The organism is Variovorax sp. HW608 (assembly GCF_900090195.1).
In the GTDB taxonomy this organism is placed as follows: domain Bacteria; phylum Pseudomonadota; class Gammaproteobacteria; order Burkholderiales; family Burkholderiaceae_C; genus Variovorax.
Genome location: NZ_LT607803.1, coordinates 7,052,719 through 7,076,003, shown reverse-complemented (window position 1 = coordinate 7,076,003; position 23,285 = coordinate 7,052,719). Strand labels below are relative to the sequence as shown.

General features: G+C 67.2%; 27 protein-coding genes. 17 read left to right on the top strand and 10 right to left on the bottom strand.

The features are described 5' to 3' along the window. Nucleotides 1-52 precede the first annotated feature (52 nt). Both argF and VAR608DRAFT_RS33550 read right to left on the bottom strand, forming a co-directional pair. The gene (gene argF, locus VAR608DRAFT_RS33555; protein WP_088957991.1) at nucleotides 53-1,021 is read right to left on the bottom strand and encodes an ornithine carbamoyltransferase; all 969 of its coding nucleotides are present in this window, start codon (nucleotides 1,019-1,021) and stop codon (nucleotides 53-55) included. After that, on the bottom strand, nucleotides 1,018-2,223 hold the full coding sequence (locus VAR608DRAFT_RS33550) for an aspartate aminotransferase family protein (RefSeq protein WP_088957990.1): 1,206 nt from the start codon (nucleotides 2,221-2,223) through the stop codon (nucleotides 1,018-1,020). Before VAR608DRAFT_RS33550 ends, argF begins: the two co-directional genes overlap by 4 nt. Nucleotides 2,224-2,389: 166 nt before the next feature. On the opposite strand from VAR608DRAFT_RS33550, the gene VAR608DRAFT_RS33545 reads away from it, so the two are divergent. After that, on the top strand, nucleotides 2,390-2,749 hold the full coding sequence (locus VAR608DRAFT_RS33545) for a DUF3579 domain-containing protein (RefSeq protein WP_088957989.1): 360 nt from the start codon (nucleotides 2,390-2,392) through the stop codon (nucleotides 2,747-2,749). Nucleotides 2,750-2,891: 142 nt separating this feature from the next. Here VAR608DRAFT_RS33545 and rpsT read toward each other — a convergent pair whose 3' ends face one another. Further along, the gene (gene rpsT, locus VAR608DRAFT_RS33540) at nucleotides 2,892-3,191 is read right to left on the bottom strand and encodes a 30S ribosomal protein S20 (RefSeq protein ID WP_088957988.1); all 300 of its coding nucleotides are present in this window, start codon (nucleotides 3,189-3,191) and stop codon (nucleotides 2,892-2,894) included. 183 nt (nucleotides 3,192-3,374) lie between these two features. Here rpsT and murJ point away from each other — a divergent pair, with 183 nt between their 5' ends. Genes murJ through VAR608DRAFT_RS33525 form a run of 3 tightly spaced genes read left to right on the top strand, consistent with a single transcriptional unit; the run spans nucleotide 3,375 to nucleotide 6,293 of the window. Further along, on the top strand, nucleotides 3,375-4,934 hold the full coding sequence (murJ, locus tag VAR608DRAFT_RS33535) for a murein biosynthesis integral membrane protein MurJ (RefSeq protein ID WP_088957987.1): 1,560 nt from the start codon (nucleotides 3,375-3,377) through the stop codon (nucleotides 4,932-4,934). Nucleotides 4,935-4,992: 58 nt separating this feature from the next. Continuing rightward, a complete protein-coding gene (locus VAR608DRAFT_RS33530; protein ID WP_088957986.1) occupies nucleotides 4,993-5,844 on the top strand; it encodes a SirB1 family protein in 852 nt (283 codons plus the stop codon). After that, entirely contained in the window at nucleotides 5,844-6,293 is a 450-nt protein-coding gene (locus VAR608DRAFT_RS33525; protein WP_088957985.1) for a bleomycin resistance protein, read from the top strand. The genes VAR608DRAFT_RS33530 and VAR608DRAFT_RS33525 overlap by 1 nt, the downstream gene beginning before the upstream one ends. 3 nt (nucleotides 6,294-6,296) lie before the next feature. On the opposite strand, the gene VAR608DRAFT_RS33520 is transcribed toward VAR608DRAFT_RS33525, so the two are convergent. From VAR608DRAFT_RS33520 to purM, 4 genes are all read right to left on the bottom strand, one after another. Further along, a complete protein-coding gene (locus VAR608DRAFT_RS33520; RefSeq protein WP_088957984.1) occupies nucleotides 6,297-7,298 on the bottom strand; it encodes a GlxA family transcriptional regulator in 1,002 nt (333 codons plus the stop codon). Next, nucleotides 7,295-7,867, bottom strand: a complete 573-nt coding sequence (locus tag VAR608DRAFT_RS33515) for an isochorismatase family protein (RefSeq protein WP_088957983.1) — start codon at nucleotides 7,865-7,867, stop codon at nucleotides 7,295-7,297. Before VAR608DRAFT_RS33515 ends, VAR608DRAFT_RS33520 begins: the two co-directional genes overlap by 4 nt. Before the next feature lie 113 nt (nucleotides 7,868-7,980). Then, nucleotides 7,981-9,108 (bottom strand): AI-2E family transporter, encoded by a 1,128-nt coding sequence (locus VAR608DRAFT_RS33510; RefSeq protein ID WP_231973054.1) that lies wholly within the window; start codon nucleotides 9,106-9,108, stop codon nucleotides 7,981-7,983. Then, nucleotides 9,053-10,093, bottom strand: coding sequence for a phosphoribosylformylglycinamidine cyclo-ligase (purM, locus tag VAR608DRAFT_RS33505; RefSeq protein WP_088957982.1), 1,041 nt, complete (start codon nucleotides 10,091-10,093; stop codon nucleotides 9,053-9,055). The genes VAR608DRAFT_RS33510 and purM overlap by 56 nt, the downstream gene beginning before the upstream one ends. Nucleotides 10,094-10,363: 270 nt before the next feature. On the opposite strand from purM, the gene hda reads away from it, so the two are divergent. The 6 genes from hda (at nucleotide 10,364) to VAR608DRAFT_RS33475 (ending at nucleotide 16,019) form a co-directional block, all read left to right on the top strand. Next, entirely contained in the window at nucleotides 10,364-11,050 is a 687-nt protein-coding gene (gene hda / locus VAR608DRAFT_RS33500) for a DnaA regulatory inactivator Hda (RefSeq protein WP_088957981.1), read from the top strand. A 28-nt stretch (nucleotides 11,051-11,078) separates the two neighbouring features. Next, the gene (pcnB, locus tag VAR608DRAFT_RS33495; protein WP_088957980.1) at nucleotides 11,079-12,662 is read left to right on the top strand and encodes a polynucleotide adenylyltransferase PcnB; all 1,584 of its coding nucleotides are present in this window, start codon (nucleotides 11,079-11,081) and stop codon (nucleotides 12,660-12,662) included. Next, the gene (gene folK / locus VAR608DRAFT_RS33490) at nucleotides 12,659-13,117 is read left to right on the top strand and encodes a 2-amino-4-hydroxy-6-hydroxymethyldihydropteridine diphosphokinase (protein ID WP_088957979.1); all 459 of its coding nucleotides are present in this window, start codon (nucleotides 12,659-12,661) and stop codon (nucleotides 13,115-13,117) included. Before pcnB ends, folK begins: the two co-directional genes overlap by 4 nt. 97 nt (nucleotides 13,118-13,214) lie before the next feature. Further along, nucleotides 13,215-13,859 carry a DUF47 domain-containing protein gene (locus VAR608DRAFT_RS33485; protein WP_088957978.1) on the top strand — a complete coding sequence of 215 codons (645 nt, stop codon included), beginning with the start codon at nucleotides 13,215-13,217 and terminating at the stop codon, nucleotides 13,857-13,859. Nucleotides 13,860-13,872: 13 nt separating this feature from the next. Further along, nucleotides 13,873-14,883 carry an inorganic phosphate transporter gene (locus tag VAR608DRAFT_RS33480; RefSeq protein ID WP_088957977.1) on the top strand — a complete coding sequence of 337 codons (1,011 nt, stop codon included), beginning with the start codon at nucleotides 13,873-13,875 and terminating at the stop codon, nucleotides 14,881-14,883. A 164-nt stretch (nucleotides 14,884-15,047) separates the two neighbouring features. Further along, nucleotides 15,048-16,019, top strand: coding sequence for a JmjC domain-containing protein (locus VAR608DRAFT_RS33475; protein WP_088957976.1), 972 nt, complete (start codon nucleotides 15,048-15,050; stop codon nucleotides 16,017-16,019). An 18-nt stretch (nucleotides 16,020-16,037) separates the two neighbouring features. Here VAR608DRAFT_RS33475 and VAR608DRAFT_RS33470 read toward each other — a convergent pair whose 3' ends face one another. Beyond that, on the bottom strand, nucleotides 16,038-16,490 hold the full coding sequence (locus VAR608DRAFT_RS33470) for a hypothetical protein (protein ID WP_088957975.1): 453 nt from the start codon (nucleotides 16,488-16,490) through the stop codon (nucleotides 16,038-16,040). After that, nucleotides 16,487-17,008 (bottom strand): GNAT family N-acetyltransferase, encoded by a 522-nt coding sequence (locus tag VAR608DRAFT_RS33465; RefSeq protein WP_088957974.1) that lies wholly within the window; start codon nucleotides 17,006-17,008, stop codon nucleotides 16,487-16,489. The genes VAR608DRAFT_RS33470 and VAR608DRAFT_RS33465 overlap by 4 nt, the downstream gene beginning before the upstream one ends. 211 nt (nucleotides 17,009-17,219) lie before the next feature. Between VAR608DRAFT_RS33465 and rpsP the strand changes: the two genes are divergently transcribed. The 7 genes from rpsP to hisC all read left to right on the top strand — a co-directional run bounded on the left by rpsP (nucleotide 17,220) and on the right by hisC (nucleotide 22,329). After that, nucleotides 17,220-17,483, top strand: a complete 264-nt coding sequence (rpsP, locus tag VAR608DRAFT_RS33460; protein WP_088957973.1) for a 30S ribosomal protein S16 — start codon at nucleotides 17,220-17,222, stop codon at nucleotides 17,481-17,483. Between the two features lie 14 nt (nucleotides 17,484-17,497). Then, on the top strand, nucleotides 17,498-18,052 hold the full coding sequence (gene rimM / locus VAR608DRAFT_RS33455) for a ribosome maturation factor RimM (protein ID WP_088957972.1): 555 nt from the start codon (nucleotides 17,498-17,500) through the stop codon (nucleotides 18,050-18,052). A gap of 25 nt (nucleotides 18,053-18,077) precedes the next feature. Next, nucleotides 18,078-18,824 (top strand): tRNA (guanosine(37)-N1)-methyltransferase TrmD, encoded by a 747-nt coding sequence (gene trmD / locus VAR608DRAFT_RS33450; RefSeq protein ID WP_088957971.1) that lies wholly within the window; start codon nucleotides 18,078-18,080, stop codon nucleotides 18,822-18,824. Between the two features lie 99 nt (nucleotides 18,825-18,923). After that, complete coding sequence (gene rplS, locus VAR608DRAFT_RS33445; protein WP_088957970.1) at nucleotides 18,924-19,301, top strand: 50S ribosomal protein L19; 378 nt, start codon at nucleotides 18,924-18,926, stop codon at nucleotides 19,299-19,301. A 167-nt stretch (nucleotides 19,302-19,468) separates the two neighbouring features. Continuing rightward, a complete protein-coding gene (locus VAR608DRAFT_RS33440) occupies nucleotides 19,469-20,185 on the top strand; it encodes a CoA pyrophosphatase (RefSeq protein ID WP_088957969.1) in 717 nt (238 codons plus the stop codon). Between the two features lie 39 nt (nucleotides 20,186-20,224). Beyond that, nucleotides 20,225-21,226, top strand: coding sequence for a CobD/CbiB family protein (locus VAR608DRAFT_RS33435; protein ID WP_088957968.1), 1,002 nt, complete (start codon nucleotides 20,225-20,227; stop codon nucleotides 21,224-21,226). Between the two features lie 17 nt (nucleotides 21,227-21,243). Beyond that, nucleotides 21,244-22,329, top strand: coding sequence for a histidinol-phosphate transaminase (hisC, locus tag VAR608DRAFT_RS33430; RefSeq protein WP_088957967.1), 1,086 nt, complete (start codon nucleotides 21,244-21,246; stop codon nucleotides 22,327-22,329). Between the two features lie 9 nt (nucleotides 22,330-22,338). Here hisC and rsgA read toward each other — a convergent pair whose 3' ends face one another. Then, nucleotides 22,339-23,268: a ribosome small subunit-dependent GTPase A gene (gene rsgA, locus VAR608DRAFT_RS33425; RefSeq protein ID WP_088957966.1), complete on the bottom strand. Its 930-nt coding sequence runs from the start codon at nucleotides 23,266-23,268 to the stop codon at nucleotides 22,339-22,341. Nucleotides 23,269-23,285 lie beyond the last annotated feature (17 nt).

The following is a 23,285-nucleotide window of genomic DNA, read 5'->3' as shown; positions in this document are numbered from 1 at the left end:
CGACGTTAACGCCATGAGCGGGAGTTTCCAAATATCGCCGTTCGAGGAGGGATCAGCCCCCGAGGGCCAGCCGGCCGAGCAGGAGGTACTCCATGAGCGCCTTCTGCACGTGCATCCGGTTCTCGGCCTCGTCCCAGACCACCGATTGCGGGCCATCGATGACCTCGGCCTCGACCTCCTCGCCGCGGTGCGCCGGCAGGCAGTGCATGAAGAGGGCGTCCGGCTGCGCGACGCGCATCATGTCGGTGTCGACGCACCACTCGGCGAAGGCGGCGCGGCGGGCCTCGTTCTCGGCCTCGTAGCCCATGCTGGTCCAGACGTCGGTGGTGACCAGGTCGGCGCCGCGGCAGGCTTCCATCGGGTCCTTGAACACCTTGTAGCTGTCGCTGGAGCGGATGCCGGCGATCGACTGGTCGACCTCGTAGCCGCTCGGCGTGCTCACGTGCACCGTGAAGCCGAGGATCTCGCTCGCCTGCAGCCAGGTGTTGGCCATGTTGTTGCCGTCGCCGACCCAGGCCACCGTCTTGCCGGCCAGGAATGCCAGGTCCGGCATTCCTTCCGAATTCGTGCCGCGGTGCTCCAGGTAGGTGAAGATGTCGGCGAGGATCTGGCAGGGGTGGAACTCGTTGGTCAGCCCGTTGATCACCGGCACGCGCGAGTGCGCGGCAAAGGCCTCGATCTTGGTCTGCTCGAAGGTCCGGATCATCACGAGGTCCACCATGCGGCTGATGACCTTGGCGCTGTCCTCGATCGGCTCGGCACGCCCGAGCTGGCTGTCGCCGGTGGTGAGGTGCACCACGCTGCCCCCGAGCTGGTACATGCCCGCCTCGAAGCTCACCCGCGTGCGGGTCGAGGCCTTCTCGAAGATCATCGCCAGCGTCCGGTCGACCAGCGGCTGATGCTTTTCGTAGGCCTTGAATTTCTTCTTGATCAGCGCGGCGCGCGCGAGCAGGTACGCGTAGTCGTCCGCGGTGAGATCCGAAAACTGCAGGTAATGCTTGAGGGCGGGCGTCTGGCTCATGGTTGAGGTTCCGCGAGGAAGGCTTTCACGATCGGGGCGAGGATCGCCACGATCTCATCCGCTTCGGCGATGCTCAGGATCAATGGTGGCACGAGTCGGATCACGCTGTCGGCGGTCACGCTCAAGAGCAGGCCGGCTTCGCAGGCGCGATTGAGGATCTCGCCGCAGGTGCGTTCGAGCTCGATGCCGAGCATCAGGCCCTGGCCCCGGACTTCCTTCACGCCGGCCACGCCGCCGAGCTCGCGCTCCAGCGCGGCCTTCAGGTGGGCGCCGACCTTCGCGGCGTTGTCGAGCAGATTCTGCTCTTCCATGATCCGGATCGTCTCGATGCCGGCGCGCATGGCGAGCGGGTTGCCGCCGAAGGTCGTGCCGTGGTTGCCCGGCCCGAAGATGGTTGCGGCGCGCGGACCCGCGACCACCGCGCCGACCGGCACGCCCGAGCCGAGGCCCTTGGCCAGCGGCATCACGTCCGGCGTGATGCCGGCCCACTGGTGCGCGAACCACTTGCCGGTGCGGCCCATGCCGCACTGCACCTCGTCGATCACCATGAGCCAGTCGCGCTCGTCGCAGAGCTGGCGCACCTGGCGCAGGTATTCCCAGCGCATCGGATGGATGCCACCTTCGCCCTGGATGGTCTCGAACATCACGGCGACCACGTTCGGATTGCCTTCGGTGGCCTTCTTGAGCGCGTCGAAGTCGTTGAGCGGCACCCGGATGAAGCCTTCGACCAGCGGCTCGAAGCCCTTCTGGATCTTCGGGTTGCCGGTGGCCGACAGCGTGGCGATGCTGCGGCCGTGGAAGGCCGCCTCGTAGACCACGATCTCGGGCCGGTCGATGCCCTTTTCATGGCCGAACTTGCGCGCCAGCTTGAGCGCCGCCTCGTTGGCTTCCAGGCCGGTGGAACAGAAGAAGACGTTGGTCATGCCGGCCAGCTCGGTCAGCTTGGCCGCGAGCTTCTCCTGGCCAGTGACGTGGTAGTAGTTGGAGCTGTGGATCAGCTTGGAAATCTGGTCCTGCAGCGCCGGCACCAGTTCCGGGTGGTTGTGGCCCAGCGTGTTGACGGCGATGCCGCCCAGGCCGTCGAGGTACGCACGGCCTTCGGTGTCCCAGACTCGGCAGCCCTGGCCGTGCGACAGCGCGATCGGCAGGCGGCCGTAGGTGTTCATGACGTGGGGCGAAGAGGGGGCGGCGGTGGCGCTCATGCGTATCTCCGAAAAGGGAACGCGGATTCTAGGCGTCCGTTTTGAAGCCTTCATTGAGGATTGCGCATCACACCAATGCCCCTGCGTATGTCGCGCGCGGGACCCCCGGATAGAATCGGTTGTGCGGCGCAGCACGAGCCCGTGCATTCATCCCGCCAACCGACCGATGGTCTCTCCCAACGCCAAAGAAATCTTCATTCAGGGCATCACCCACGATGGCCGGACCTTTCGCCCGAGCGACTGGGCCGAACGGCTGGCCGGCGTGATGTGTTCGTTTCGCCCGGGCGGACCGCAGCCGGGCAGCCATCTGAGTTATTCGCCGTGGTGCATCCCGACGGTCATCAACGGCGTCAAGTGCGTGGTCGTCAACCGGCAGCTGCGCGACCTGGAGCCGATGGCCTGGGATTTCTGCGTCAACTTCGCCAAGGACAACAACCTGCAGGTGGCGGAAGCCTGCCTGGTTCCGGATGCGCCGGAAGCCCCGGCCAGGGCGCCTGCCAAGCCTGCGGTCGTGACGGAAAAGTAACCGGAGGGCGACCCTCCCCGGAGCCCCTGCAAACGGAGCGCCCATGAAAAAACCGCCCGAAGGCGGTTTTTCTTCTTTGCTGCAGCGCACCCGGATCAAACGGCGGACCAGCGAACCGGTCCGGGCTGTTTGCCTGAAAGTGTCAGGCGGCGAGGGCCAGGGACTTGACCTTGGCTGCCAGGCGGCTCTTGTCGCGAGCCGCCTTGTTCTTGTGGAAGATGCCCTTGTCGGCGACGGTGTCGAGGACGCTTTGGGCCTTCGCGAAGTTTTCAGCCGCCTTGGTCTTGTCGCCGGCCAGGACGGCCTTCTCGACGTTCTTCACGGCGGTGCGGTATTTGGAGCGCAGCGAGGTGTTCGCAGCGTTGAGCTTGACGTCCTGGCGGGCGCGCTTGCGGCCCGACGCGAGGCGCGGGTTCTTCTTCTTGGGCTTGGTAGATGCCACGGTGATATTCCTTGAGTGTCTGTGGATGTTGCAGCAAAGCCTTCTATTATAGGGCACTACCAATAAAACTAACGCCATCCCAGGCCAGGGCACCCGCGGAACCGGCTTTGCCGGGCCGCTGGGTGCGCCCCCTTGAGGGGGAGCGCCGAAGGCGCATGGGGGTGTTCTAAATTTCTGCGGGCCGTGTCCCTCTTCAAATCCGCCTCCACCGTCTCGATCCTGACGCTCGCTTCCCGGGTGACGGGCCTCGTCCGCGACGTCCTCATGACCTCGGTCTTCGGCGTCAGCGCGATGACCGACGCCTTCTACGTCGCATTTCGCATCCCGAATCTGTTCCGCCGGGTCTTCGGGGAGGGGGCCTTCAGCCAGGCCTTCGTGCCGGTGCTGGCGGCGACCAAGACGGAAGAGGGGGACCAGGGAGCCAAAAAGCTGGTCGACCACGTCTCGACGCTCCTGACCTGGACCCTGGTGTTCATTTGCGCGCTCGGCGTGATCGGCGCGCCGGTCATGGTCTGGGCGATGGCGAGCGGGCTGAAGCCGGCCGGCTTCGATGCCGCCGTCGTCATGACGCGCTGGATGTTCCCTTACATCGGTTTCATGTCCCTGGTGGCGCTGGCCGGCGGCGTGCTCAACACCTGGCGCAAGTTCGCCGTGCCGGCCGCTTCGCCGGTTCTGCTCAACGTGGCGCTGATCCTCTCGATCGTGCTCGGCGCGCCGTGGTTTCGCCGAATGGGGATCGAACCGATCTATGCGCAGTGCGTGGGCGTGATGGTGGGCGGAATGCTCCAGCTCGCTATCCAGATCCCGGCCCTGCGCGGCCTCGGCATGCTGCCGAGGATCGGCGTGAGCGCCGCCGCGATCCGCGCGGCATGGGCCGACCCGACGACGCGCAAGATCGTCGGCCTGATGCTTCCCGCGTTGATCGGCGTCAGCGTGGCGCAGATCTCGCTGCTCATCAACACGCAGATCGCATCGCACCTCGCCACCGGCAGCGTGACCTGGATCACCAACGCCGACCGCCTGATGGAATTCCCGACCGCGCTGCTCGGCGTGGCGCTGGGCGTGGTGCTGATGCCGCAACTGGCCAGCGCGCGCGCGGCGAAGGACGACGCGCGCTATTCGTCGATGCTGGACTGGGGCCTGCGCCTCGTGGTGCTGCTGTCCGTGCCCTGCGCGTTGGCGCTGCTGGTCTTTTCGCAGCCGCTGGTGGCGGTGCTGTTCCACAACGGTGCGTTCGGCGAGGCGGACGTGCGGCGCACCACCGCGGCGCTCATGGGCTACGGCGTGGGGCTGGTCGGCCTCGTGGCGATCAAGGTGCTCGCGCCCGGCTACTACGCCAAGCACGACATGCGCACGCCCATGCTGATCGCGGTCGGTGTCCTGGTGCTCACGCAGGCGCTCAACTTCCTCCTGGTGCCGTGGCTGCAGCACGCCGCGCTCACGCTCACGATCGGCATCGGCGCGATGGTCAACGCCGCCTGGCTGCTGGTCGGGCTGATCCGGCGCGGCAGTTACAAGCCCGAACCGGGGTGGGGCAAGTTCCTGCTGCAGGTGGCGATCGGCACGCTGGTGCTGGCGGTGCTCTTGCTGTGGGGCGCGCGGCATTTCGACTGGATCGCCCTGCGCGAGGCGCGCCTCGTTCGCATCGGCCTGCTCGCGGCACTGATTGCGGGGGCCGCGCTGCTCTATTTCGCGGTGCTGGCCGTGGTCGGCGTGAAGCTGCGCCGTTTCGTGCGTCACTGATCGCCCGCTTCGGTGCCGTCAGCCTTGACGCTCCCCCTTCGCTCCTCTACAAAGCCACATGACGTTCAGCTTTCAGGCGCCCACCGCTCTCGAGTATTTCGATTCGCTCGTCAAGAGCGACGAGGAGTTTCCATTGCTCGAGGCGGCGGCGAGCATCGCGCAGGACGAATACCCTGAACTCGATGTCCAGCAGGTGCTCGGCGACGTCGACCAGTTGCTCGCGCGCCTCAAGCGCCGCCTGCCCGCCGATGCGGCGCCGCTGCAACGCCTGCGGGCGCTCAACCAGTTCTTCTTCCACGACCTGAGCTTCGGCGGCAACGTCAACGACTACTACGACCCGGACAACAGCTACCTGAACGCCGTGTTGCGCACGCGTCGCGGCATTCCGATCTCGCTCGCCGTGCTGTGGATGGAACTGGCGCACGGCCTCGGCCTGCAGGCGCGTGGCGTGGGTTTCCCGGGGCATTTCATGCTCAAGGTCACGCTGCCCAAGGGGCAGGTGGTCATCGACCCCTTCACCGGCAAGTCGCTGTCGCGCGAGGAGCTCAGCGAGCGGCTCGAACCCTACAAGCGCAGCAACGGCCTCGTGGGCGACTTCGACGTGCCGCTCGGCCTGTATCTGCAGCCGGCCACGCCGCGCGAGATCATCGGGCGCATGCTGCGCAACCTGAAGGAGATCCATCACGCGCAGGAGGACTGGCAACGCGCGATCGCGGTGCAGGACCGCCTGGTCGCCCTCTTTCCCGAAGCGTGGGGCGAGTACCGGGATCGCGGCCTGGCGCATGCCGAGCAGGGCAATTCGACGCTCGCGGTCCGCGATCTGGAGACCTACCTCGCGCACGCCGAGGAAGCGCTGGACATCGACACCATCGCGGAGCGCGTTGCCGCTCTGCGCCGCGCGGAGAGCTGATGGCCTCGCCGCCGGCACCCGACCCGGATCGGGACGCCACCGCGGCCCCGGCGGTCGACCTCGGCACGCTGCACGAGTTCCATGGCATCCAGCCGGTGCTTCCGGTGACGGATGCCGCACGCGCGGCGCGCTATTTCCGCGATGTGCTCGGCTTCGAGATCGACTTCATCGCCGGCGAGCCGCCGAGCTATGCGCGGGTGAAGAAGGGCGATCGCAGCTACGGCGATCCGGTCTACATCCGCCTGTGGCAATGCGGGCGGCGGGACGCCCAACCGTGGCGCGGCGAGATCGTGATCCATGTCGGGCGCGATGTGGATGGACTGCACGCCGCCTACGTGAAGCGCGGCGTCAACGTGATCGAGCCACCGACTTCCCAACCCTGGGGCCTGCGCGAATTCGCGATTCGCGAGCCCGACGGGCACGTGCTGCGCTTCTGCGGATATCTCTAGCCTCTAGCGGATGGCGCTGGCGGTCGATGGCGACCCGCCCAAGCCGAACTGCCGCCAGGCGCGGCGCAATTGCGTGTCGGACCCGAAGCCCGAGATTTCCGCCGCGCGCGTGACGTTCGCGCCCGATTGCAGCGCGGCCTGCGCCGTTGCAAGCCGAAGGCGGCGCAGGTAGGCGAGCGGCGCGACGCCGGCATGCTCGACGAAGAGGCGCGTCAGGTGGCGCGGCGAGGTGTGCGCGACGTCGGCCATCCGGGGCACGGTCCAGTCGGCCTGCGGCTTTTCGCTGACGGCGTCCTGCACCTTGTGCAGCGCGGGATGCAGGTGGTTGCGGTAGGCGAGGAAGGGCGACAGTTCGGGGTCCTGCGGCCCGCGCCGCATCGCCACCACCATCGTCTGCGCCACGCGCGCGGCAAGCGATTCGCCGCAGGTCTTTGCGATCCGGTGCAGCAGCAGGTCGATGCCGGTCGTCACGCCGGCGCTGCTGAAGAGCGGCGGATCGAGGACGAACACGCGGTTCGAGACCACGTCGCACCGCGCTTCGATCTCCCGCAACTCGTCGAGATGATGGTGGTGCGTGGTGGCGCGGTGTCCCGCGAGGAGACCGGCGTGGGCCGCGAGCAGGGTGCCGGCGCAGATGGTCACGAGTTCGAGCCGGCCCTGTTCGAGGCGCGGCCCGCGCAGCCAATGCAGCAGCGCCTGTGCGGGCGGGTTGTCGACGGAAATGGTCCGGCCCGGCATGCCGACCAGCACGACCCAGGACGGCGACGTCCAGTCGCAGGGCAGTGGCTGCAGGCCCGAGAGCGTGACGCCGACCGAGCTGACCGAGCTCGGTTCGGGGCTCGCGAACACGAGCTCGAATCGCGGCGGCCGGCCGCTCGCGACCAGCAACTGGTTGGCGATGCGAAGCGCCTCCGCCGGCCCCGCCCAGTCGAGCACGAGGCTGTGCGGCAGCAGCGCGAAGACGACGCGGGTCGGCGTGTCGTCCAGGCGCTGGGGCGCGTTCATGCCGCGATCTTCTCGCCCTCACGGGCGAGCGCCTCGTCGACGGAACAGAGCGTCGCGAAGCGGCCCTGCAGCACCGTCGCGGTGCGCACCTTGACGTCGGCCGCCGAAAGGCGCTGGCCGTCCGGCTGGACCATGTCGAAGGTCAGCGTGGCGTCGGTCACGTAGTCCACCTCCCAGCCCAGGTCCGACGCATGGCGCGCGGTGGTCTCGCAGCACTGCTCGGTGCGGATGCCGCTGATGACGATGCGGTCGATGTGATTGCGCGTGAGCCAGACATCGAGCCCGGTGCCGACGAGCGCGCTGTGGCGGCTCTTCGTGAAGGTGGCCGCGGCCCCGAAGTCCGCGAGGCCCTCGAGCGGGCGGACATGGCCCGATTCGATCGCGAACGGGTTTTCCGCCGTCTTGGGGCCGTCGCTGTGAAAGACCCGGACGATCGGCGCGCCGGCCTTCGCGAAACCGGCGATCAGGGCATTCTGGGCCGACAGGTACGGCGCGAGATCGCGCTCGGTGAAGAACGGGCGATGACGGAACGACTCCTGGACATCGATCACAATGAGACAGGTTTTCATGGGGCGGAAACTCCGGCAATCAGGTGGATGATGCACCTGATTTTCGATTGGCTGGAGGCCATTCGTCCGCACCCGCGAGGACCTGAATCGATCAATTCAGGACATCGAGCGCCTCAGACCAGCTCGGCCGCCTTGAGCTCTTTCTTGAGGTAGGCGTAGAAGAGCGGCGCCGCCACCAGCCCGGCCGGGCCCCACACCGCCTCGGCCACGAACATGACCGTGAGCAGTTCCCACACGGCCATCTGGGTGCGGCTGCCGACCACCTTGGCGTTGATCAGGTATTCGGCCTTGTGGATCAGGACCAGGAACGCCAGGCACGCCAAGGCGACGAACGGCGAGACCGACAGGCCCACCAGCGTGATGACGGTGTTGCAGACCAGGTTGCCGACGATCGGCACGAGCCCGGCCACGAAGGTCAGCGTGATCAGCGCCGGCGTGTAGGGCAGTTCCATCTGCCACATCGGAAGCAGGAACAACAGGAAGATGGCGGTCAGCAGGGTGTTGAAGGCCGCGATCCAGAACTGGGCGGCGACGATCTGTCCGAAGGCCTCGCCGAAAAGCAGGATGCGTTCACGCAGCTGCCGGGCCAGCGGCCGGCGCGAAGGCGCCTCGTTGGCCACCGCGGCAAGCGCGCCGACGATCAGGCCGACATAGGCGAAGAGCAGGCCGCCGAGCCACGCCCGGCCGGTCAGCGCCAGCGATCCCGCCTGGGTGCGCAGATAGCTGGCGACGGTGCGCTGCACTTCGGCGGCGCCTTCCGGCAGGTAGGCTGCGATGTCGGGCGGCAGCTTGAGGCGCAGCTCCAGCACGGTGCGGGCCACGAAGTCGAGCAGTTCCTTGTACTGGTCAGGCGCATCGAGCACGAAGTCTCGCGCCTCGGCAAAGCCCAGCGTCAGGAGGCCGATCGGCGCCAGCATGACCACCGCGGCCGCCACCACGCGGGCGAAGGGCCGGGTCCTGGCCCAGGCCGGGTCATTGGCGCTGAGCTTGCCGGAACCGCGAAGCGACCCGTCCAGCACGCGGGCGATCCAGCGCGTGCCGAGAAAACCGATGCAGACGCAGAGCAGGCCGGGCAGCAGCCCCTGCCACATGACGAGCAGCAAGGTGCCGGCGATGAGCAGGTAGCTGGCCGCGACCACGGACCGTGGCGCGGCGGCGACGGGCGCGCTCACGCGGGCCGGCTGCTCAGGCGACGACGACGGCGGCGCCGGCGCCGCGCTCGGCGATGGCGCCGATTTCATACACAGTCTCTCCGGCGGCACGCAGCGTATCGGCGCAGGCGGCCGCTTGGGCGGCGTCGATCACGACCACCATCCCGATGCCGTTGTTGAAGGTGCGGTTCATCTCGATGTCGTCGATGCCGGCGACTTTCTGGAGCCAGCCGAACAGCTCGCTCTGCGGCCAGCTGCCCTTGCGCAGATGGGCGGCCGTGCCATCGGGCAGCACGCGCGGGATGTTCTCCAGCAGGCCGCCGCCGGTGATGTGGGCCAGCGCCTTGATCGGGTGCGTCTCGAGCGCCGCCAGCACCGGCTTCACGTACAGGCGCGTCGGGGCCATCACGGCCTCGCGGAAGGGCTTGCCGTCGAGCATGGCCGGAAGCGCGGCGCCCGCACGGTCGATCACCTTGCGCACCAGGCTGAAGCCGTTCGAATGCACGCCGGCGGAGGCGAGGCCGAGGACCACGTCGCCCGGCTTCACGTCCTGGCCGGTCAGGATCTTCGATTTCTCGACGGCACCGACCGCGAAGCCCGCAAGGTCGTATTCGCCGGCCGGGTACATGCCGGGCATCTCGGCGGTTTCACCGCCGATCAGGGCGCAGCCGCTCAACTCGCAGCCGCGTGCAATGCCGCCGACGACTGCTGCGGCCGTATCGACGTCGAGCTTGCCGCAGGCGAAGTAGTCGAGGAAGAACAGGGGCTCGGCGCCCTGGACGAGGACGTCGTTCACGCTCATCGCGACGAGGTCGATGCCGACGGTGTCGTGCATGTTCCATTCGAAGGCGAGCTTGAGCTTGGTGCCGACGCCGTCGGTGCCGCTCACCAGCACCGGCTCCTTGTAGCGCTTGGGCACCTCGAAGAGCGCGCCGAATCCGCCGATGCCGGCCAGCACGCCTTCGCGCATCGTCTTCCTGGCGAGCGGCTTGATGCGATCGACCAGCGCATCGCCGGCATCGATGTCGACGCCTGCGTCCTTGTAGCTGAGCGGGGTGGTGGAATTGGAGTTCATGGGCTGACCGGGGCTGGAGAAGAGGGGGGCGGAGGGGAAGAGGACAATGATGCCGGCAACCAGGACGGTCGGGCCGATAGAATTCCACACGATTTTAAGGGCGCTCACCGACCCATCGACTGCCTCCAGGCGGGTCACGCCGTGAACTTGCGCCACCCCCTCCTCGAAAGGGGCTCGCGCCTTCCGGCAGCCGCGCGGCGTTCTGCACTGTCCTATGAACCTTTATTTCGCGTCATCCGCGTCACCTCAGCCGCCCCGGGCGGGCCGGGCATGAAGCAGCTCGCGCTCGACATCGGCCTCGCGAGCGGTCCGACCTTGGCGGGCTTCTTCGCCGGGCCGAACGAGCCGGCGCTGCGGCACCTGACGCTGTGGGTCGGCGACGGGCGGGCGCCCACGGTCCATTCGCCGGTGCCGACCTACCTCTGGGGCGAGGGCGGCAGCGGCAAGACGCATCTGCTCGAAGGGGTGCGGGCGGCGCTGAAGGACCAGGGGGCGAGCGCCGGCTGGCTGCATCCGGGGATCGCCGATCCGCCCGAGTTCGACGAGCGCTGGGGCGCGATCCTGCTCGATGACGTCCACCTCTACACGGCGGTCCAGCAGCACGCGGCGTTCAACTGGTTCGTCAATGCGCAGAGCCTGCAGCGCGGTGTCGTCGCGGCCGGCGCGATGCCCCCGGCCGACCTGCCGCTGCGCGAGGACCTGCGCACCCGCCTCGGCTGGGGCCATGTCTTTCACCTGCAGGTGCTGAGCGAGGCCGAGCGCCGCGCGGTGCTGCGCCAGGCGGCCGACAGCCGTGGCGTGATGCTGTCGGACGAGGTGCTCGACTACATGCTGCATCGATTCAGCCGTGACCTCGCAAGCCTCATGGAATTGCTCACGCAGCTCGATGGCTATGCCCTGCAGACCCAGCGCGCGATCACGATCCCCCTGATCCGGTCGATGCTCGAAAATGAATGAGGCGCCCGGCGCCGAATCCCTCCATCCCATGATCAAGCAATTCATCGACAAGCTCCTTGGCAAGTCCGGCGCTGCCGCGACGCGCGGCAAGACCCGTTTCGGCAAGCGCCAGGAAGTGCCGGCAACGGTGCACGGCATCAATCCAGCCCTGGTGGACGAGCGCGCCCGCAATGTCGTGACCACCCTCCAGGACGCCGGTTTCGAGGCCTACGTGGTGGGCGGCGCGGTGCGCGACCTGCTGCTCGGCCTTCGCCCCAAGGATTTCGACGTCGCGACCAACGCGACGCCGGAGCAGGTCAAGGGCCTGTTCCGGCGTGCCTTCATCATCGGCCGGCGCTTCCGCATCGTGCACGTGGTGTACGGCCGGGGACGCGAGCATGAAGTGATCGAGGTCTCGACCTTCCGCGCCTACATGGACAGCAACGGTGCTGAACAGGTCCTGGGCAACGAACGCACCAGCAAGGGCGAACTCGCCGGCATGAAGCACGCGGTGGACGCGAGCGGCCGCGTGCTGCGCGACAACGTCTGGGGCCCCCAGGAAGAAGATGCCGCGCGGCGCGACTTCACGGTGAACGCGATGTACTACGACCCGGCCAGCCAGATCGTGGTCGACTATCACAACGGCATCCGGGACGCCAAGAAGCTCACCCTGCGCATGATCGGCGACCCGGCGACGCGCTATCGCGAGGACCCGGTCCGCATCATTCGCGCCATCCGCTTCTCGGCCAAGCTGGCCGCGCTCGGCTTCAAGCTGGAGCCCAAGACGGCCGCGCCGCTGCTGGCGTCGAGCAAGCTGCTCGCCGATGTGCCGCAAAGCCGGCTGTTCGACGAGATGCTCAAGCTGCTTCAGACCGGCCATGCGGTCGCGACCGTCGAGCAGCTGCGTGCGCTCGGCATGTCGACCGGGATCTATCCCCTGCTCGACGTCGTGGTCGAGCGCGCCGATCAGCCTTTCGTCCGGGCCGCGCTGCAGGACACCGATCGCCGGGTGGGCGAGGGCAAGGCCGTGGCGCCGAGCTTCCTGCTGGCGTGCGTGCTGTGGGCCGACGTCCGCGACGGCTGGGCGCAGCGCATGCAGCAGCGCGGCAACGAACGACCGATGGCGCCGTTCCCGGCGCTGCAGGATGCGATCGACGATGTGTTCAATGCCCGCATCGGCGACGTGTCCGGCCGCGGCAAGCTCGGGGCCGACATGCGCGAGATCTGGATGATGCAGCCGCGCTTCGACAAGCGCAGTGGCGCCACGCCGTACAGCCTGGTCGAGCAGGCCCGCTTCCGCGCCGCCTTCGATTTCATGCGCCTGCGCGCCGATGTGGGCGAAATCGGCGAGGCGATCGCCGAGTGGTGGCAGGAATTCAGCACCGCCGACGACGTGCGCCGGCAGGACCTGTTGGACCAGGTCCGCGACGAGCAGCACAAGAAGGTCCGCCAGCGGGTGCCGCGATCCGGCGGCACGGCCGCGCCCCGTCCGGTGGCCTCGCCCGCTGCGGAGGCGAGCGCCGCCTTGCCGCCCGACGGCGAAGTCGCTTTGGCGCCGGCTCGCAAGCGCCGCCGCCGGCGCAAGCCGCGCGGTGCCGGCGGCGATGCCGCGGGCAGCGCGGCGGCGGAATGACCGTCCGCGCCTACGTCGCGATCGGCGCGAACCTCGGTGATGCGCGCGCCGCCGTGCTGCGCGCGATGACGGATCTCGACACCCTGCCCGCAACGCGGGTCGTCGCGCGCTCGTCGCTCTACCGCAGCGCGCCTGTCGACGCCACCGGGCCGGACTTCATCAACGCCGTGGTCGAACTCGAAACGGGGCTGGAACCGGAGCCGCTGCTGCGCGAGCTGCAGCGCCTGGAGCTCGGTGCGGGCCGCGAGAGGCCCTACCGGAATGCGCCGCGCACCCTCGACCTCGACCTGCTGTGTCACGGTGACGTCGCGATGGCAACGGAAGCTTTGACACTCCCGCATCCCCGCATTGCAGAGCGCGCCTTCGTCCTGCTTCCATTGGCCGAGATCGCCCCGGACCGCGTCACGCCGGCGCAGTTGCGGCAAGTGACCGACCAGCGGATCGAACGGCTCTGAGAGCGGCCTCCGGGCCTGCCCATTACACTTGCGCGGTTTTTTCACGAAGGCGTCACAAAAGAATGAGATGTGAACGCCGCGAACTCAGGAGAGCGCCATGTTCGGCAAGCTGTTGCCCCGGGAGGGAAATTTTTTCGAGATGTTCAACCAGCATGCCGACCGCATCGTCGAAGCCGCGCGCGCGTTCGAACACCTGGTGGCGAACTACAACGACCTGCACCTGCGCGAGCAGTACAACCGCGACGTCGACAACGCCGAGCGTGCCGCGGACCGGGTCACGCACGACGTCAACCGCCTGATCCACAAGACCTTCATCACGCCGATCGACCGCGAGCAGATCCACAAGCTGATCAACACCATGGACGACGTGGCCGACCTGATCCAGGACTCGGCCGAAACCATGGCGCTCTACGACGTGCGTCACATGACCGAGGAAATCACGCGCCTGACCACGCTCAGCGTGAAGTGCTGCGAGCGCGTGAAGGACGCGGTCGAGTTCCTCGGCAAGATCACGGACCCCGTGAAGGCGGAGGCGACCCTCAAGACCTGCGAGGAGATCGACCGGCTCGAGTCGGACGCCGACCGCGTGATGCGCAGCGCGATGAGCAAGCTCTTCCGCGAGGAGCCCGATGTTCGCGAGGTCATCAAGCTCAAGGCGATCTACGAGCTGCTCGAGACGATCACCGACAAGTGCGAGGACGTCGCCAACGTGATCGAGGGCATCGTCCTCGAGAATTCCTGACCGCGGGTTTCGAATGGCATCGGTTCAAGTCGCCCTCTGGGTGGTCGTGGTGCTGGTCGTGCTGGCCATCCTGTTCGACTTCATGAACGGCTTCCACGACGCGGCGAACTCGATCGCCACGGTGGTGTCGACCGGCGTTCTCAGGCCCGGTCAGGCGGTGATCTTCGCGGCCTTCTTCAACCTGGTCGCGATCTTCGTGTTCCATCTGAGCGTGGCGGCGACGATCGGCAAGGGGATCGCGCAGCCGGAAGTCGTCGACGTCCACGTGGTGTTCGGCGCGCTGGTGGGTGCCATCACCTGGAACCTCGTCACCTGGTATTACGGCATCCCGAGCAGCTCCTCGCACGCGCTCATCGGCGGCATCGTGGGCGCGGTGATCGCCAAGGCGGGCGCCGGCGCGCTGATCGCCGGGGGCATCTGGAAGACGGTCGCGTTCATCTTCGTCTCGCCCTTGCTGGGATTCATGCTGGGTTCGCTCATGATGGTCGTGGTCGCATGGTTGTTCAGGCATTCCACGCCATCGCGCATCGACAGCTGGTTCCGGCGGCTGCAGCTGGTCTCCGCAGGTGCGTACAGCCTGGGCCATGGCGGCAACGATGCGCAGAAGACCATCGGCATCATCTGGATGCTGCTGATCGCCACCGGCTACGCGGCGGCCGACGCGCCCGTCCCGCCGACGTGGACGATCGTGGTCTGCTACACGGCCATTTCGCTCGGCACGATGTTCGGCGGATGGCGCATCGTGAAGACGATGGGCCAGAGGATCACCAAGCTCAAGCCCGTGGGCGGCTTCTGCGCCGAGACCGGCGGCGCGCTGACGCTGTTCCTGGCGACGGCGCTCGGCATTCCGGTTTCGACCACGCACACGATCACCGGCGCCATCGTCGGCGTGGGTTCGACGCAGCGCGCCAGCGCGGTGCGCTGGGGCGTCGCCGGCAACATCGTCTGGGCCTGGATCCTGACGATCCCCGCCTCGGCCTTCGTGGCCGCGATCGCGTACTGGGTCGGTATGCAGGTCCTCTGAGAGGCTGCCGGCGCTCCAGTTGCTTCTTTCGTATGACTGGCGCGCCGGTCAGCTGCAAGTCAGGAGTAAAATCTCACACTTAATGCAAAAGTATTGCATTTCCATGCTGGAAGGCCTGCCTGGATCCCTCTTTCGGCAGACCCCGCCCATGGAGGAGGTGTGCGATGTATGCGAGCGGAGACAACGCGGTCAGGCCTACAGCTACCACCTACCGGGTGTGGGCTGACGATCCCGAGCGCTTTTCAACCTACAGGGTCGCGGCGCTGCATCACAACCTTCACGAGCACCCGCTTTTCCAGGTGCCGGAGCTGGTGAAGCTCGCCATAGAGCTGGCTCCCCGGGAGCAATGCCGATTCATGAGGCAAGGCATGACGGTGGCTTCCGCCATCGCGCACGACAGCCGGCACCCGGACGGCCGCAGCCTCGAGGAGTTCTTCCAGCGCATGGAGGAGCCGGGCTCGTCAGTCGCCCTCTACAACATCGAAGTCATCCCGCGCTACAACGACCTGCTCCATTTGATCGTGGGCTCCATGCGCGCCTTGGTCGAGCGCGAGCAGCCGGACATTTTCCTGGTCAACGGTTTCGTGTTCTTCTCCGCGCCGCCCTCGGTGACGCCTTTCCACATCGATCGCGAGAACAACTTCTGGCTGCAACTGCACGGGCGAAAGACCCTGGACGTCTGGGACCATCGGGACCGCTCCATCGTGCCGGCCGATGGGGTGGAAGACTTCATCGTCACGCAGTCCCTCCGGAAGGTGCGCTTCAAGGAAGAATTCATGCCCCGCGCGCTCGAATTCAACGCGGGGCCCGGTGATGCGGTCTATTTTCCGAGCACCTCGCCGCACATGACGCGCTCCGTGACCGACTGGGTCGGTCCTGGCAATCGCTTGTCGATCTCGATCGGCGTGACCTTCTACACCTCGGTCACGCGCAGGCTGGCCCGCATCCACCAGACGAGCCGGCTGCTGCGCAAATGCGGGCTGTCGCCCTCCTACCCGGGGGAGTCGGCGCTTGCGGATGCCTCCAAGGCCGCTGTCGGCGGGCTCATCGGCGCCGCACGCGCACGGATCGTCGGCATGTCGTCCAAGGCGCGTCGCTTCAAGCGCAGCCTGACACCGCCGCCTGGCTCTTACTAGCGCTACGCCCGCCGCGCCTTACTGCGAGATCTTGCGGCCCTCTTCGACCTCGTGTTCGAAATAGCGCTGGAAGCTGAACGCGAGGCTCGCCATCAGCACGATGGTTCCGAAGGAGAGCGCAAGCACGAGGGCGCCGATGGTGAGCCAGTTGGTGCGTCCGGCCGTGGACTCGGCGGCCGAGGCGATGCCCGCGTTGTAGCGGGCGTTCCATTTCTCGGGCGTCATGAGGCCATAGACGATGGCCGTCAGCGCGCAACCCGAGATGGTGAATCCCAGGAACGGGATCAAGACCCAGCTCCAGGGGTCGTCCAGTCCGTACATCCGGGCGCGCCCGATGCCGTAGAGCCCGAGCGCCGTCAGGATCGGGAGCAGCCATCCGAGAGGGCTCGAAAGGCCGCGAAGGTAGAAGCAATGCAGCCCGAAGGGGCCGCCGAGGAAGGCCAGCCACGCGGCCACGGTCTTGTTCTTCATTCCGGTTTGGTCGAGCTGCCTTGGCCCAGGACCTTCTCCATCAGGACGACGTCGCGCCACTCGCCGAACTTCCAGCCGCAGTCCTTGAGCACGCCGACGTGGGTGAAGCCCTGTGCGCGGTGCACGCCGATCGAGCCGGCGTTGGCGGAATCGCCGATGACGGCGATGAGCTTGCGCACGCCGACCGCTTCCGCGGCCTGGGACAGGGCGTCGAGCAGCTTCGAGCCGAGCCCCTGGCCACGCGCGCTGTTGGCGAGGTAGATCGAGTCCTCGGCGGAGAAGCGATAGGCCGGGCGCGGCTTGAACCAGTTGCAGTAGGCGAAGCCGAGGAGCTCGCCGTCGCACTCCGCGACGAGGTACGGCAGCTTCTTGGAGAGCACGTCGGCGCGCCGTGCCGCCATGTCCGTGGCGCTGGGCGGCTCGGTCTCGAAGGTGCCGGTCCCGTGCAGCACGTGATGGGCGTAGATGGCGGTGATGGCCTCGACGTCTTGGTCGCGGCTGGGTCGGATGTGGGTCATTTGGCGCGTCCTGGCGCTGCCAGGTGTAGAAAAAAGCGGGTACGGGCTATAATCGCAGGCTTTTCAGCGTGTCGCTGGCCGGGTGGCCATGTCGCGTGTCTCGACGCTGAAAGAACTCCGTGGGCGAGCCCTTAGACCTTTTTGACCTTTTTGACCTTTTGAGATGGGGTTTTGGGGGTTTGGGTTTGCCGCACCACCCGAAGGATAAATCATGGTCGTGATTCGACTCTCCCGCGGCGGCTCCAAGGGCCGTCCGTTCTTCAACATCGTCGTCTCGGACAAGCGCGAGCGTCGCGATGGCCGTTTCATCGAGCGTCTGGGCTTCTACAACCCCACCGCCAAGGACAACGAGGAAAGCATCCGCATCGCGCAGGATCGCCTGGCCTACTGGAAGGGCGTCGGCGCGCAACCCTCGCTCACCGTCCTGCGCCTGATCAAGCAAGCGGCTGCAGCCGCCCCCAAGGCGGCTGCCTGAGCCGCTGCCAGGTGATGCTGCCCACGCTCGAAACCGCCGAATTGCCGGCGGATGCGATCGAAGTGGCACGCATCGCCGACGCCTGGGGCATCAAGGGCTGGTTCAAGGTCCTGCCCCACAGCGCCGAACCCGAGGCGCTTTTTTCTTCCAAGCGCTGGTTCCTGCAGCCTCCGGGCTCTCCCGCGGGCCGCGCGTTCCGGCTTCCGATCCGCGAAGCCAAGGAACATTCCGACTGCATCGTCGCCTCGTCCGAAGAGGTGCCTGACCGCAATGCGGCCGAGGCCCTGCGGGGCGCGCGGGTCTTCATCCCCCGATCGAGCTTCCCCACCGCCGGCGACGACGAGTACTACTGGGTCGACCTGATCGGCCTGGCCGTCGTGAACCGCGAAGGCGTTGCGCTGGGCACGGTCCGCGAACTGCTCGCGTCCGGTCCCCAGACCACGCTGGTCCTGGATGCAGAGGAAGACGGCAAGCCGGTCGAGCGCATGGTGCCGTTCGTTTCGGCCTTCATCGACAAGGTCGACCTGGCCGGCCGCGTGATCACGGTCGACTGGCAGCCCGACTACTGACCGCAGCTACGGGCCCGGCGCCGTCATGCGCTTCGACGTCATCACCCTGTTTCCCGAACTGTTCGCTCCGCTTCTCACGAGCGGCGTGACGCGTCGCGCTTTCGAGTCGAAGCAGGTCGACGTGGTGTTTTGGAATCCGCGCGACCATGCGGAAGGGAACTACCGGCGGATCGACGATCGGCCGTTCGGCGGCGGTCCCGGGATGGTCATGATGGCGCAGCCGCTCGCGGCGTGCCTCGACGCCGCGCTGGCGGCGCGGGGCTCCGCGGCGCCGGTGGTGCTTTTTTCGCCCATCGGAGAAACGCTGCGCCACGAAGCGGTCGAACAGTGGTCCGCCGGCGACGGCGCGGTCCTCGTGTGCGGCCGCTACGAGGGCATCGACCAGCGCTTCATCGACGCCAGGGTCACGCACCAGATCAGCCTGGGCGACTTCGTGCTGTCCGGCGGCGAGATCGCCGCCATGGCTTTCCTCGACGCGATTGCGCGGCTGCAGCCCGGGGTGCTCGGCGACGAAGCGAGCCATGTGCAGGACAGCTTCAATCCCGCGCTCGACGGGCTGCTCGACTGCCCTCACTACACCCGGCCGGAGCAATGGAACGGGGAGGGCGTGCCGGCCGTGCTGATGTCGGGCCATCATGTCCAGATCGAGCGCTGGCGCCGGGACCAGCGCCTCGCCATCACGCTTCGAAGGCGGCCCGATCTCATCGAAGCCGCGCGGCGGGCGGGGCGCCTCAGCGCGGCCGATGAGAAAGCCCTCAAGAAAAGGCTATAATTGCCGGTTCTTCGATCCTCTACCCGGCCGCGTCGGCATCCCCGGATGCTTCAAAGGACGCCTTTTGTGTAGCGTGGGCACGATCGACATCAGGAAATCATGAATCTCATCCAGACCCTCGAGCAGGAAGAAATCGCCCGCCTCGGCAAGAACATCCCCGCGTTCGCGCCTGGCGACACGGTCATCGTCAGCGTGAACGTCGTCGAAGGCAACCGCAAGCGCGTGCAGGCCTACGAAGGCGTCGTGATCGCCAAGCGCAACCGCGGCCTCAACAGCGGCTTCACCGTGCGCAAGATCTCCAGCGGCGAAGGCGTGGAACGTACGTTCCAGACCTACAGCCCGCTGATCGCCGGCATCGAAGTCAAGCGCCGCGGCGACGTCCGCCGTGCCAAGCTGTACTACCTGCGCGATCGCAGCGGCCGTTCGGCTCGCATCAAGGAAAAGCTGCCGGGCAAGTCCCAAGCGGCCGCTCAATAAGAGGCCTCTCCTTGCCATGCAAAAAGCCGCCATCCGAGGCGGCTTTTTGCTTTGGGGCCCCCATTCGGGGGCCATCGTGATCTTTGTCGTGGTGCCGTGTCCCTCGCCGGCGCCGTTTTTTCGTTGTACCTGAAACGTCCATCCACTTGACCCATCAACCACCGGCCATGAGCGAATCCTCCATCGAAGCGATCAATGTCGTGCCGCCTGCACCGCTGCGGTCATTCGATCCGCGCGAGGTGCCGGTGACATCCGTCGATACCGCCCTGCCGGCCGTGCAGCCCGATCAACTGGCCGTGCGCGCATTGCGCGCCCGCTTCGCCACGCCGCCGGTGTGGACGCCGGAGCTGCGTCGCGAACCGAGGATGACCGACCGTCCGCCGGCACAGGCTGCCGTCCTGGTGCCGATCGTCACGCGCGAGCAGCCCACCGTTCTCCTGACCGAGCGCACCGCGCACCTGACGCATCACTCGGGGCAGGTGGCATTCCCCGGCGGTCGCGTCGATCCGGAAGACGCCAACATCTCCGCGGCCGCGCTGCGCGAAGCCTGGGAGGAAGTCGGTCTCTCGGCGGAATACATCGAGGTGCTCGGCACGCTGCCGACCTACACGACCATTACCTCGTTCATCGTGACGCCGGTGGTGGCGCTGGTCCGCCCCGACTTCGAGCTGGCGATCAATCCGCACGAGGTCGCCGAAGCCTTCGAGGTGCCGCTCGCCTTCCTGATGGACCCGGCCAACCACCGCCGCCACACCATGACGGACGACGACCAGCGCTCGCGCGAATGGCTGTCGATGCCCTACCAGGACGGCGCCAGCGAGCGCTTCGTCTGGGGCGCCACCGCCGGCATGCTGCGCAACCTCTACCGGTTCCTTTCGGCCTGACGGGGCGGTCGGGAAGGGGGCTCTCGTTATCATCGACCAATGAGCTTCTTTGCGATCCTGTGCGCATTGCTGATCGAGCAGGTGCGCCCGCTGGCCTTGCGCAACCCCGTCTATGCCGGGGTGCTCGCCTGGACGCGCTGGACCAGCCGCAACTTCGACGCCGGCAAGCCGCACCACGGCTGGGTGGCCTGGTCGCTCGCGGTGTTCGTGCCGACGGTGCTGGCACTGGCGGTCCATTGGCTTCTCATCCTGACGCTGGGCATGCCCTTTGCGGTGCTCTGGAACATCGCGATCCTGTACGTCACGCTCGGCTTTCGCCAGTTCAGCCATCACTTCACGGGCATCCGCGATGCCCTGGACGAAGGCGATGAGCCGCTCGCCCGTTCGCTGCTCGCGCACTGGCAGCATGTCGATGCCGTCAATCTCCCGCGCAGCGAGATCGTGCGGCATGTGATCGAGCACTCGGTGATCGCCGCGCATCGCCATGTCTTCGGCGTGCTGGCGTGGTTTTCCATCCTCGCGGCCGTCGGCCTCGGCCCGGCCGGCGCGGTGTTCTACCGGATGAGCGAATTCGTCAACCGCTACTGGGTGCACAAGAGCGGCGCATCGACGCAGCCGTCGAGCGTCTGGGTGCAGCAGGCCGCCGAACGCGCCTGGGCGTTGATCGACTGGCTGCCGGCCCGCATCACGGCGCTGGGTTTCGCGGTGGTCGGCAGCTTCGAAGAGGCGATCGACTGCTGGCGCAACGATGCGCGGCGCTTCCCGAACCCGAACGATGGCGTGATCCTCGCAGCGACTTCCGGTGCGGTGAATGTCCGGCTGGGCGGCGGCACCTTGCGCGCGGTTCCGGCGGCCGATCCGCTGTCGCGCGCGCAAGCCGGCGAATCATTCGGGGACGGACAGGAACCCGACAGCGGCAGCACGCCGGGGCGCGAACCCGAACCGGCGCATCTGCGCAGCGTGGTGGGCCTGGTGTGGCGGTCCGTCGTCATGTGGATGGTGCTGCTGGCGCTCCTGACGCTCGCGCGGCTCCTGGGCTGATTCGCGCGGAGCGCACCTTGCCGAAGAACATTCCGACCTTCTGGAGCCCGCGCATCGCGGCGCTCGAACCCTACGTGCCGGGCGAGCAGCCGCGTATTGCGAACCTGATCAAGCTCAACACCAACGAGAGCCCGTATCCGCCGTCGCCGGAGGCCATCGAGGCCATCCAGCGCGCGGCCGAAAGCAGGCTCGAGCTCTACCCCGACCCCGAATCCCTGGTGCTGCGCGAAGCCATAGCCGCGCGCCATGGCCTCGAAGCCGCGCAGGTCTTCGTTGGCAATGGTTCGGACGAAGTGCTCGCACACGCCTTCTTCGCCTTCTTCCAGCAGGCCGAGCCGCTCTTGATTCCGGACGTCACCTACAGCTTCTACCGCGTCTATGCGCAGCTCTACGGCATCGCGTGCGAGCTGCAGCCGGTCGACGAGGGCCTTCGCATCGACGACCACGCGCTCGCGAGGCGGGCGTCCGAAGGATGCGCCGGCATCGTCATCGCCAACCCGAATGCGCCGACCGGCATCGGGTTGCCGCTGGCGCGCATCGAGGCGTTGCTGAAGGCTTGCCCGGACCGCGTGGTCCTCGTGGATGAAGCCTACGTCGACTTCGGCGGCGAGAGCGCGATCCCGCTGATCGCCTGCCATCCGAACCTGCTGGTCGTGCAGACCCTCTCGAAGTCGCGCTCGCTGGCCGCCCTGCGGGTGGGCTTCGCCTGCGGGCAGGCGCATCTCATCGATGCGCTGCAGCGTGTGAAGAACAGCTTCAATTCCTACCCGCTGGATCGGCTCGCGGTCGCCGGCGCGGTGGCGGCGATCCAGGACGAGCGCTGGTTCGCCCGTACGCGCAACGACGTCATCGACACCCGCGAGGGCCTCGTGCTGCAACTCGAAGACCTCGGCTTCGAGGTGCTGCCGTCGCAGGCGAACTTCCTGTTCGTCCGCCATCCGGATCGCGATGCCGGCGAACTGGCTGCGGCGCTGCGCGAGCGCGCCATTCTCGTGAGGCATTTCCGGCAGCCGCGCATTGCGCAGTACCTGCGCATCACGGTCGGCACGCGCGATCAATGTGCGGCGCTTGTGGCCGCGCTGTCGGACATCCTCGGTGCTTGAGCGAACGCGCTAGTAGCGTGGCTGGCTGAGCTCGTCGAACAGCTCGCCGTAGATGCGGTAGCGCGAAGGGCTGATCGCGCCAGTCTCCACCTGCGCGATCACGCCGCAGCCGGGCTCGTGGAGGTGAGTGCAGTTGTAGAACCTGCATTCGGTCGCGTGCGCGGCGATATCCGGCATCAGGCGCGCGAGCTGCATCGCCTCGATGTGATGCAAGCCGAATTCCTGGAAGCCCGGCGAGTCGATCAGCGCGGTGCCGCTCGCCTTGTCCATCCAGTACCAGCTGGTGGTCGTAGTCGTGTGCTTGCCGGAGTTGAGCGCCTGCGAGATCTCGCCGGTCTGCGCCGAGGCGCCCGGCACCAGCAGGTTGATGAGCGTGCTCTTGCCGGCGCCGGAAGGGCCGAGCACCAGCGTGGTCTTGCCGGTGAGCAACCCGGTCAGCGCGTCCCGGTCCGAGCCATCTGCTGCCTTGAGCGCGAGCGGCAGCACTTGGTAGTTCATCCGCCGATAGGGCGAAAGCCGCTCCCACGCCCGCGCGAAAGCGGTCGCCAGGTCGCGCTTGTTGAGCGCGATCACGGGCGTGATGTGCGCCGCCTCCGCCGCGATCAGCGCGCGCGCGAGCTGGCTCTCGGAGAACTCGGGCTCGGCCGCGATGAGTATCAGCACCTGATCGAGATTCGCCGCGAATGACTTGGTGCGGATCTCGTCCTGTCGGTAGAAGAGGTTGCTGCGCTGCAGGACCTTTTCGATCGTGCCTTCGTCCTGGCTCGCCTGCCATTGCACGCGGTCGCCGACGACCGCCTGGCTCTTCTTGCCGCGCGGGTGGCAGATCAGTCGTTCGCCCTCCGGCGTCTCGACGATGCAGTGGCGGCCGTGACTCGCGACGACGAGTCCGTTACGCAGCGCGGCCTCATGAGCGTCGCCGCCACGCTGCTTAGCCAAGGGCGCGATCCATCGGT

Excerpts from the sequence above, each read along its gene's own strand:
- argF (WP_088957991.1), bottom strand. The coding sequence starts at position 1,021 with ATGAGCCAGACGCCCGCCCTCAAGCATTACCTGCAGTTTTCGGATCTC.
- VAR608DRAFT_RS33550 (WP_088957990.1), bottom strand. The coding sequence starts at position 2,223 with ATGAGCGCCACCGCCGCCCCCTCTTCGCCCCACGTCATGAACACCTAC.
- VAR608DRAFT_RS33545 (WP_088957989.1), top strand. The coding sequence starts at position 2,390 with ATGGTCTCTCCCAACGCCAAAGAAATCTTCATTCAGGGCATCACCCAC.
- VAR608DRAFT_RS33530 (WP_088957986.1), top strand. The coding sequence starts at position 4,993 with ATGACGTTCAGCTTTCAGGCGCCCACCGCTCTCGAGTATTTCGATTCG.
- VAR608DRAFT_RS33525 (WP_088957985.1), top strand. The coding sequence starts at position 5,844 with ATGGCCTCGCCGCCGGCACCCGACCCGGATCGGGACGCCACCGCGGCC.
- VAR608DRAFT_RS33520 (WP_088957984.1), bottom strand. The coding sequence starts at position 7,298 with ATGAACGCGCCCCAGCGCCTGGACGACACGCCGACCCGCGTCGTCTTC.
- VAR608DRAFT_RS33515 (WP_088957983.1), bottom strand. The coding sequence starts at position 7,867 with ATGAAAACCTGTCTCATTGTGATCGATGTCCAGGAGTCGTTCCGTCAT.
- VAR608DRAFT_RS33510 (WP_231973054.1), bottom strand. The coding sequence starts at position 9,108 with ATGAAATCGGCGCCATCGCCGAGCGCGGCGCCGGCGCCGCCGTCGTCG.
- purM (WP_088957982.1), bottom strand. The coding sequence starts at position 10,093 with ATGAACTCCAATTCCACCACCCCGCTCAGCTACAAGGACGCAGGCGTC.
- hda (WP_088957981.1), top strand. The coding sequence starts at position 10,364 with ATGAAGCAGCTCGCGCTCGACATCGGCCTCGCGAGCGGTCCGACCTTG.
- pcnB (WP_088957980.1), top strand. The coding sequence starts at position 11,079 with ATGATCAAGCAATTCATCGACAAGCTCCTTGGCAAGTCCGGCGCTGCC.
- folK (WP_088957979.1), top strand. The coding sequence starts at position 12,659 with ATGACCGTCCGCGCCTACGTCGCGATCGGCGCGAACCTCGGTGATGCG.
- VAR608DRAFT_RS33485 (WP_088957978.1), top strand. The coding sequence starts at position 13,215 with ATGTTCGGCAAGCTGTTGCCCCGGGAGGGAAATTTTTTCGAGATGTTC.
- VAR608DRAFT_RS33480 (WP_088957977.1), top strand. The coding sequence starts at position 13,873 with ATGGCATCGGTTCAAGTCGCCCTCTGGGTGGTCGTGGTGCTGGTCGTG.
- VAR608DRAFT_RS33475 (WP_088957976.1), top strand. The coding sequence starts at position 15,048 with ATGTATGCGAGCGGAGACAACGCGGTCAGGCCTACAGCTACCACCTAC.
- VAR608DRAFT_RS33470 (WP_088957975.1), bottom strand. The coding sequence starts at position 16,490 with ATGAAGAACAAGACCGTGGCCGCGTGGCTGGCCTTCCTCGGCGGCCCC.
- VAR608DRAFT_RS33465 (WP_088957974.1), bottom strand. The coding sequence starts at position 17,008 with ATGACCCACATCCGACCCAGCCGCGACCAAGACGTCGAGGCCATCACC.
- rpsP (WP_088957973.1), top strand. The coding sequence starts at position 17,220 with ATGGTCGTGATTCGACTCTCCCGCGGCGGCTCCAAGGGCCGTCCGTTC.
- rimM (WP_088957972.1), top strand. The coding sequence starts at position 17,498 with ATGCTGCCCACGCTCGAAACCGCCGAATTGCCGGCGGATGCGATCGAA.
- trmD (WP_088957971.1), top strand. The coding sequence starts at position 18,078 with ATGCGCTTCGACGTCATCACCCTGTTTCCCGAACTGTTCGCTCCGCTT.
- rplS (WP_088957970.1), top strand. The coding sequence starts at position 18,924 with ATGAATCTCATCCAGACCCTCGAGCAGGAAGAAATCGCCCGCCTCGGC.
- VAR608DRAFT_RS33440 (WP_088957969.1), top strand. The coding sequence starts at position 19,469 with ATGAGCGAATCCTCCATCGAAGCGATCAATGTCGTGCCGCCTGCACCG.
- VAR608DRAFT_RS33435 (WP_088957968.1), top strand. The coding sequence starts at position 20,225 with ATGAGCTTCTTTGCGATCCTGTGCGCATTGCTGATCGAGCAGGTGCGC.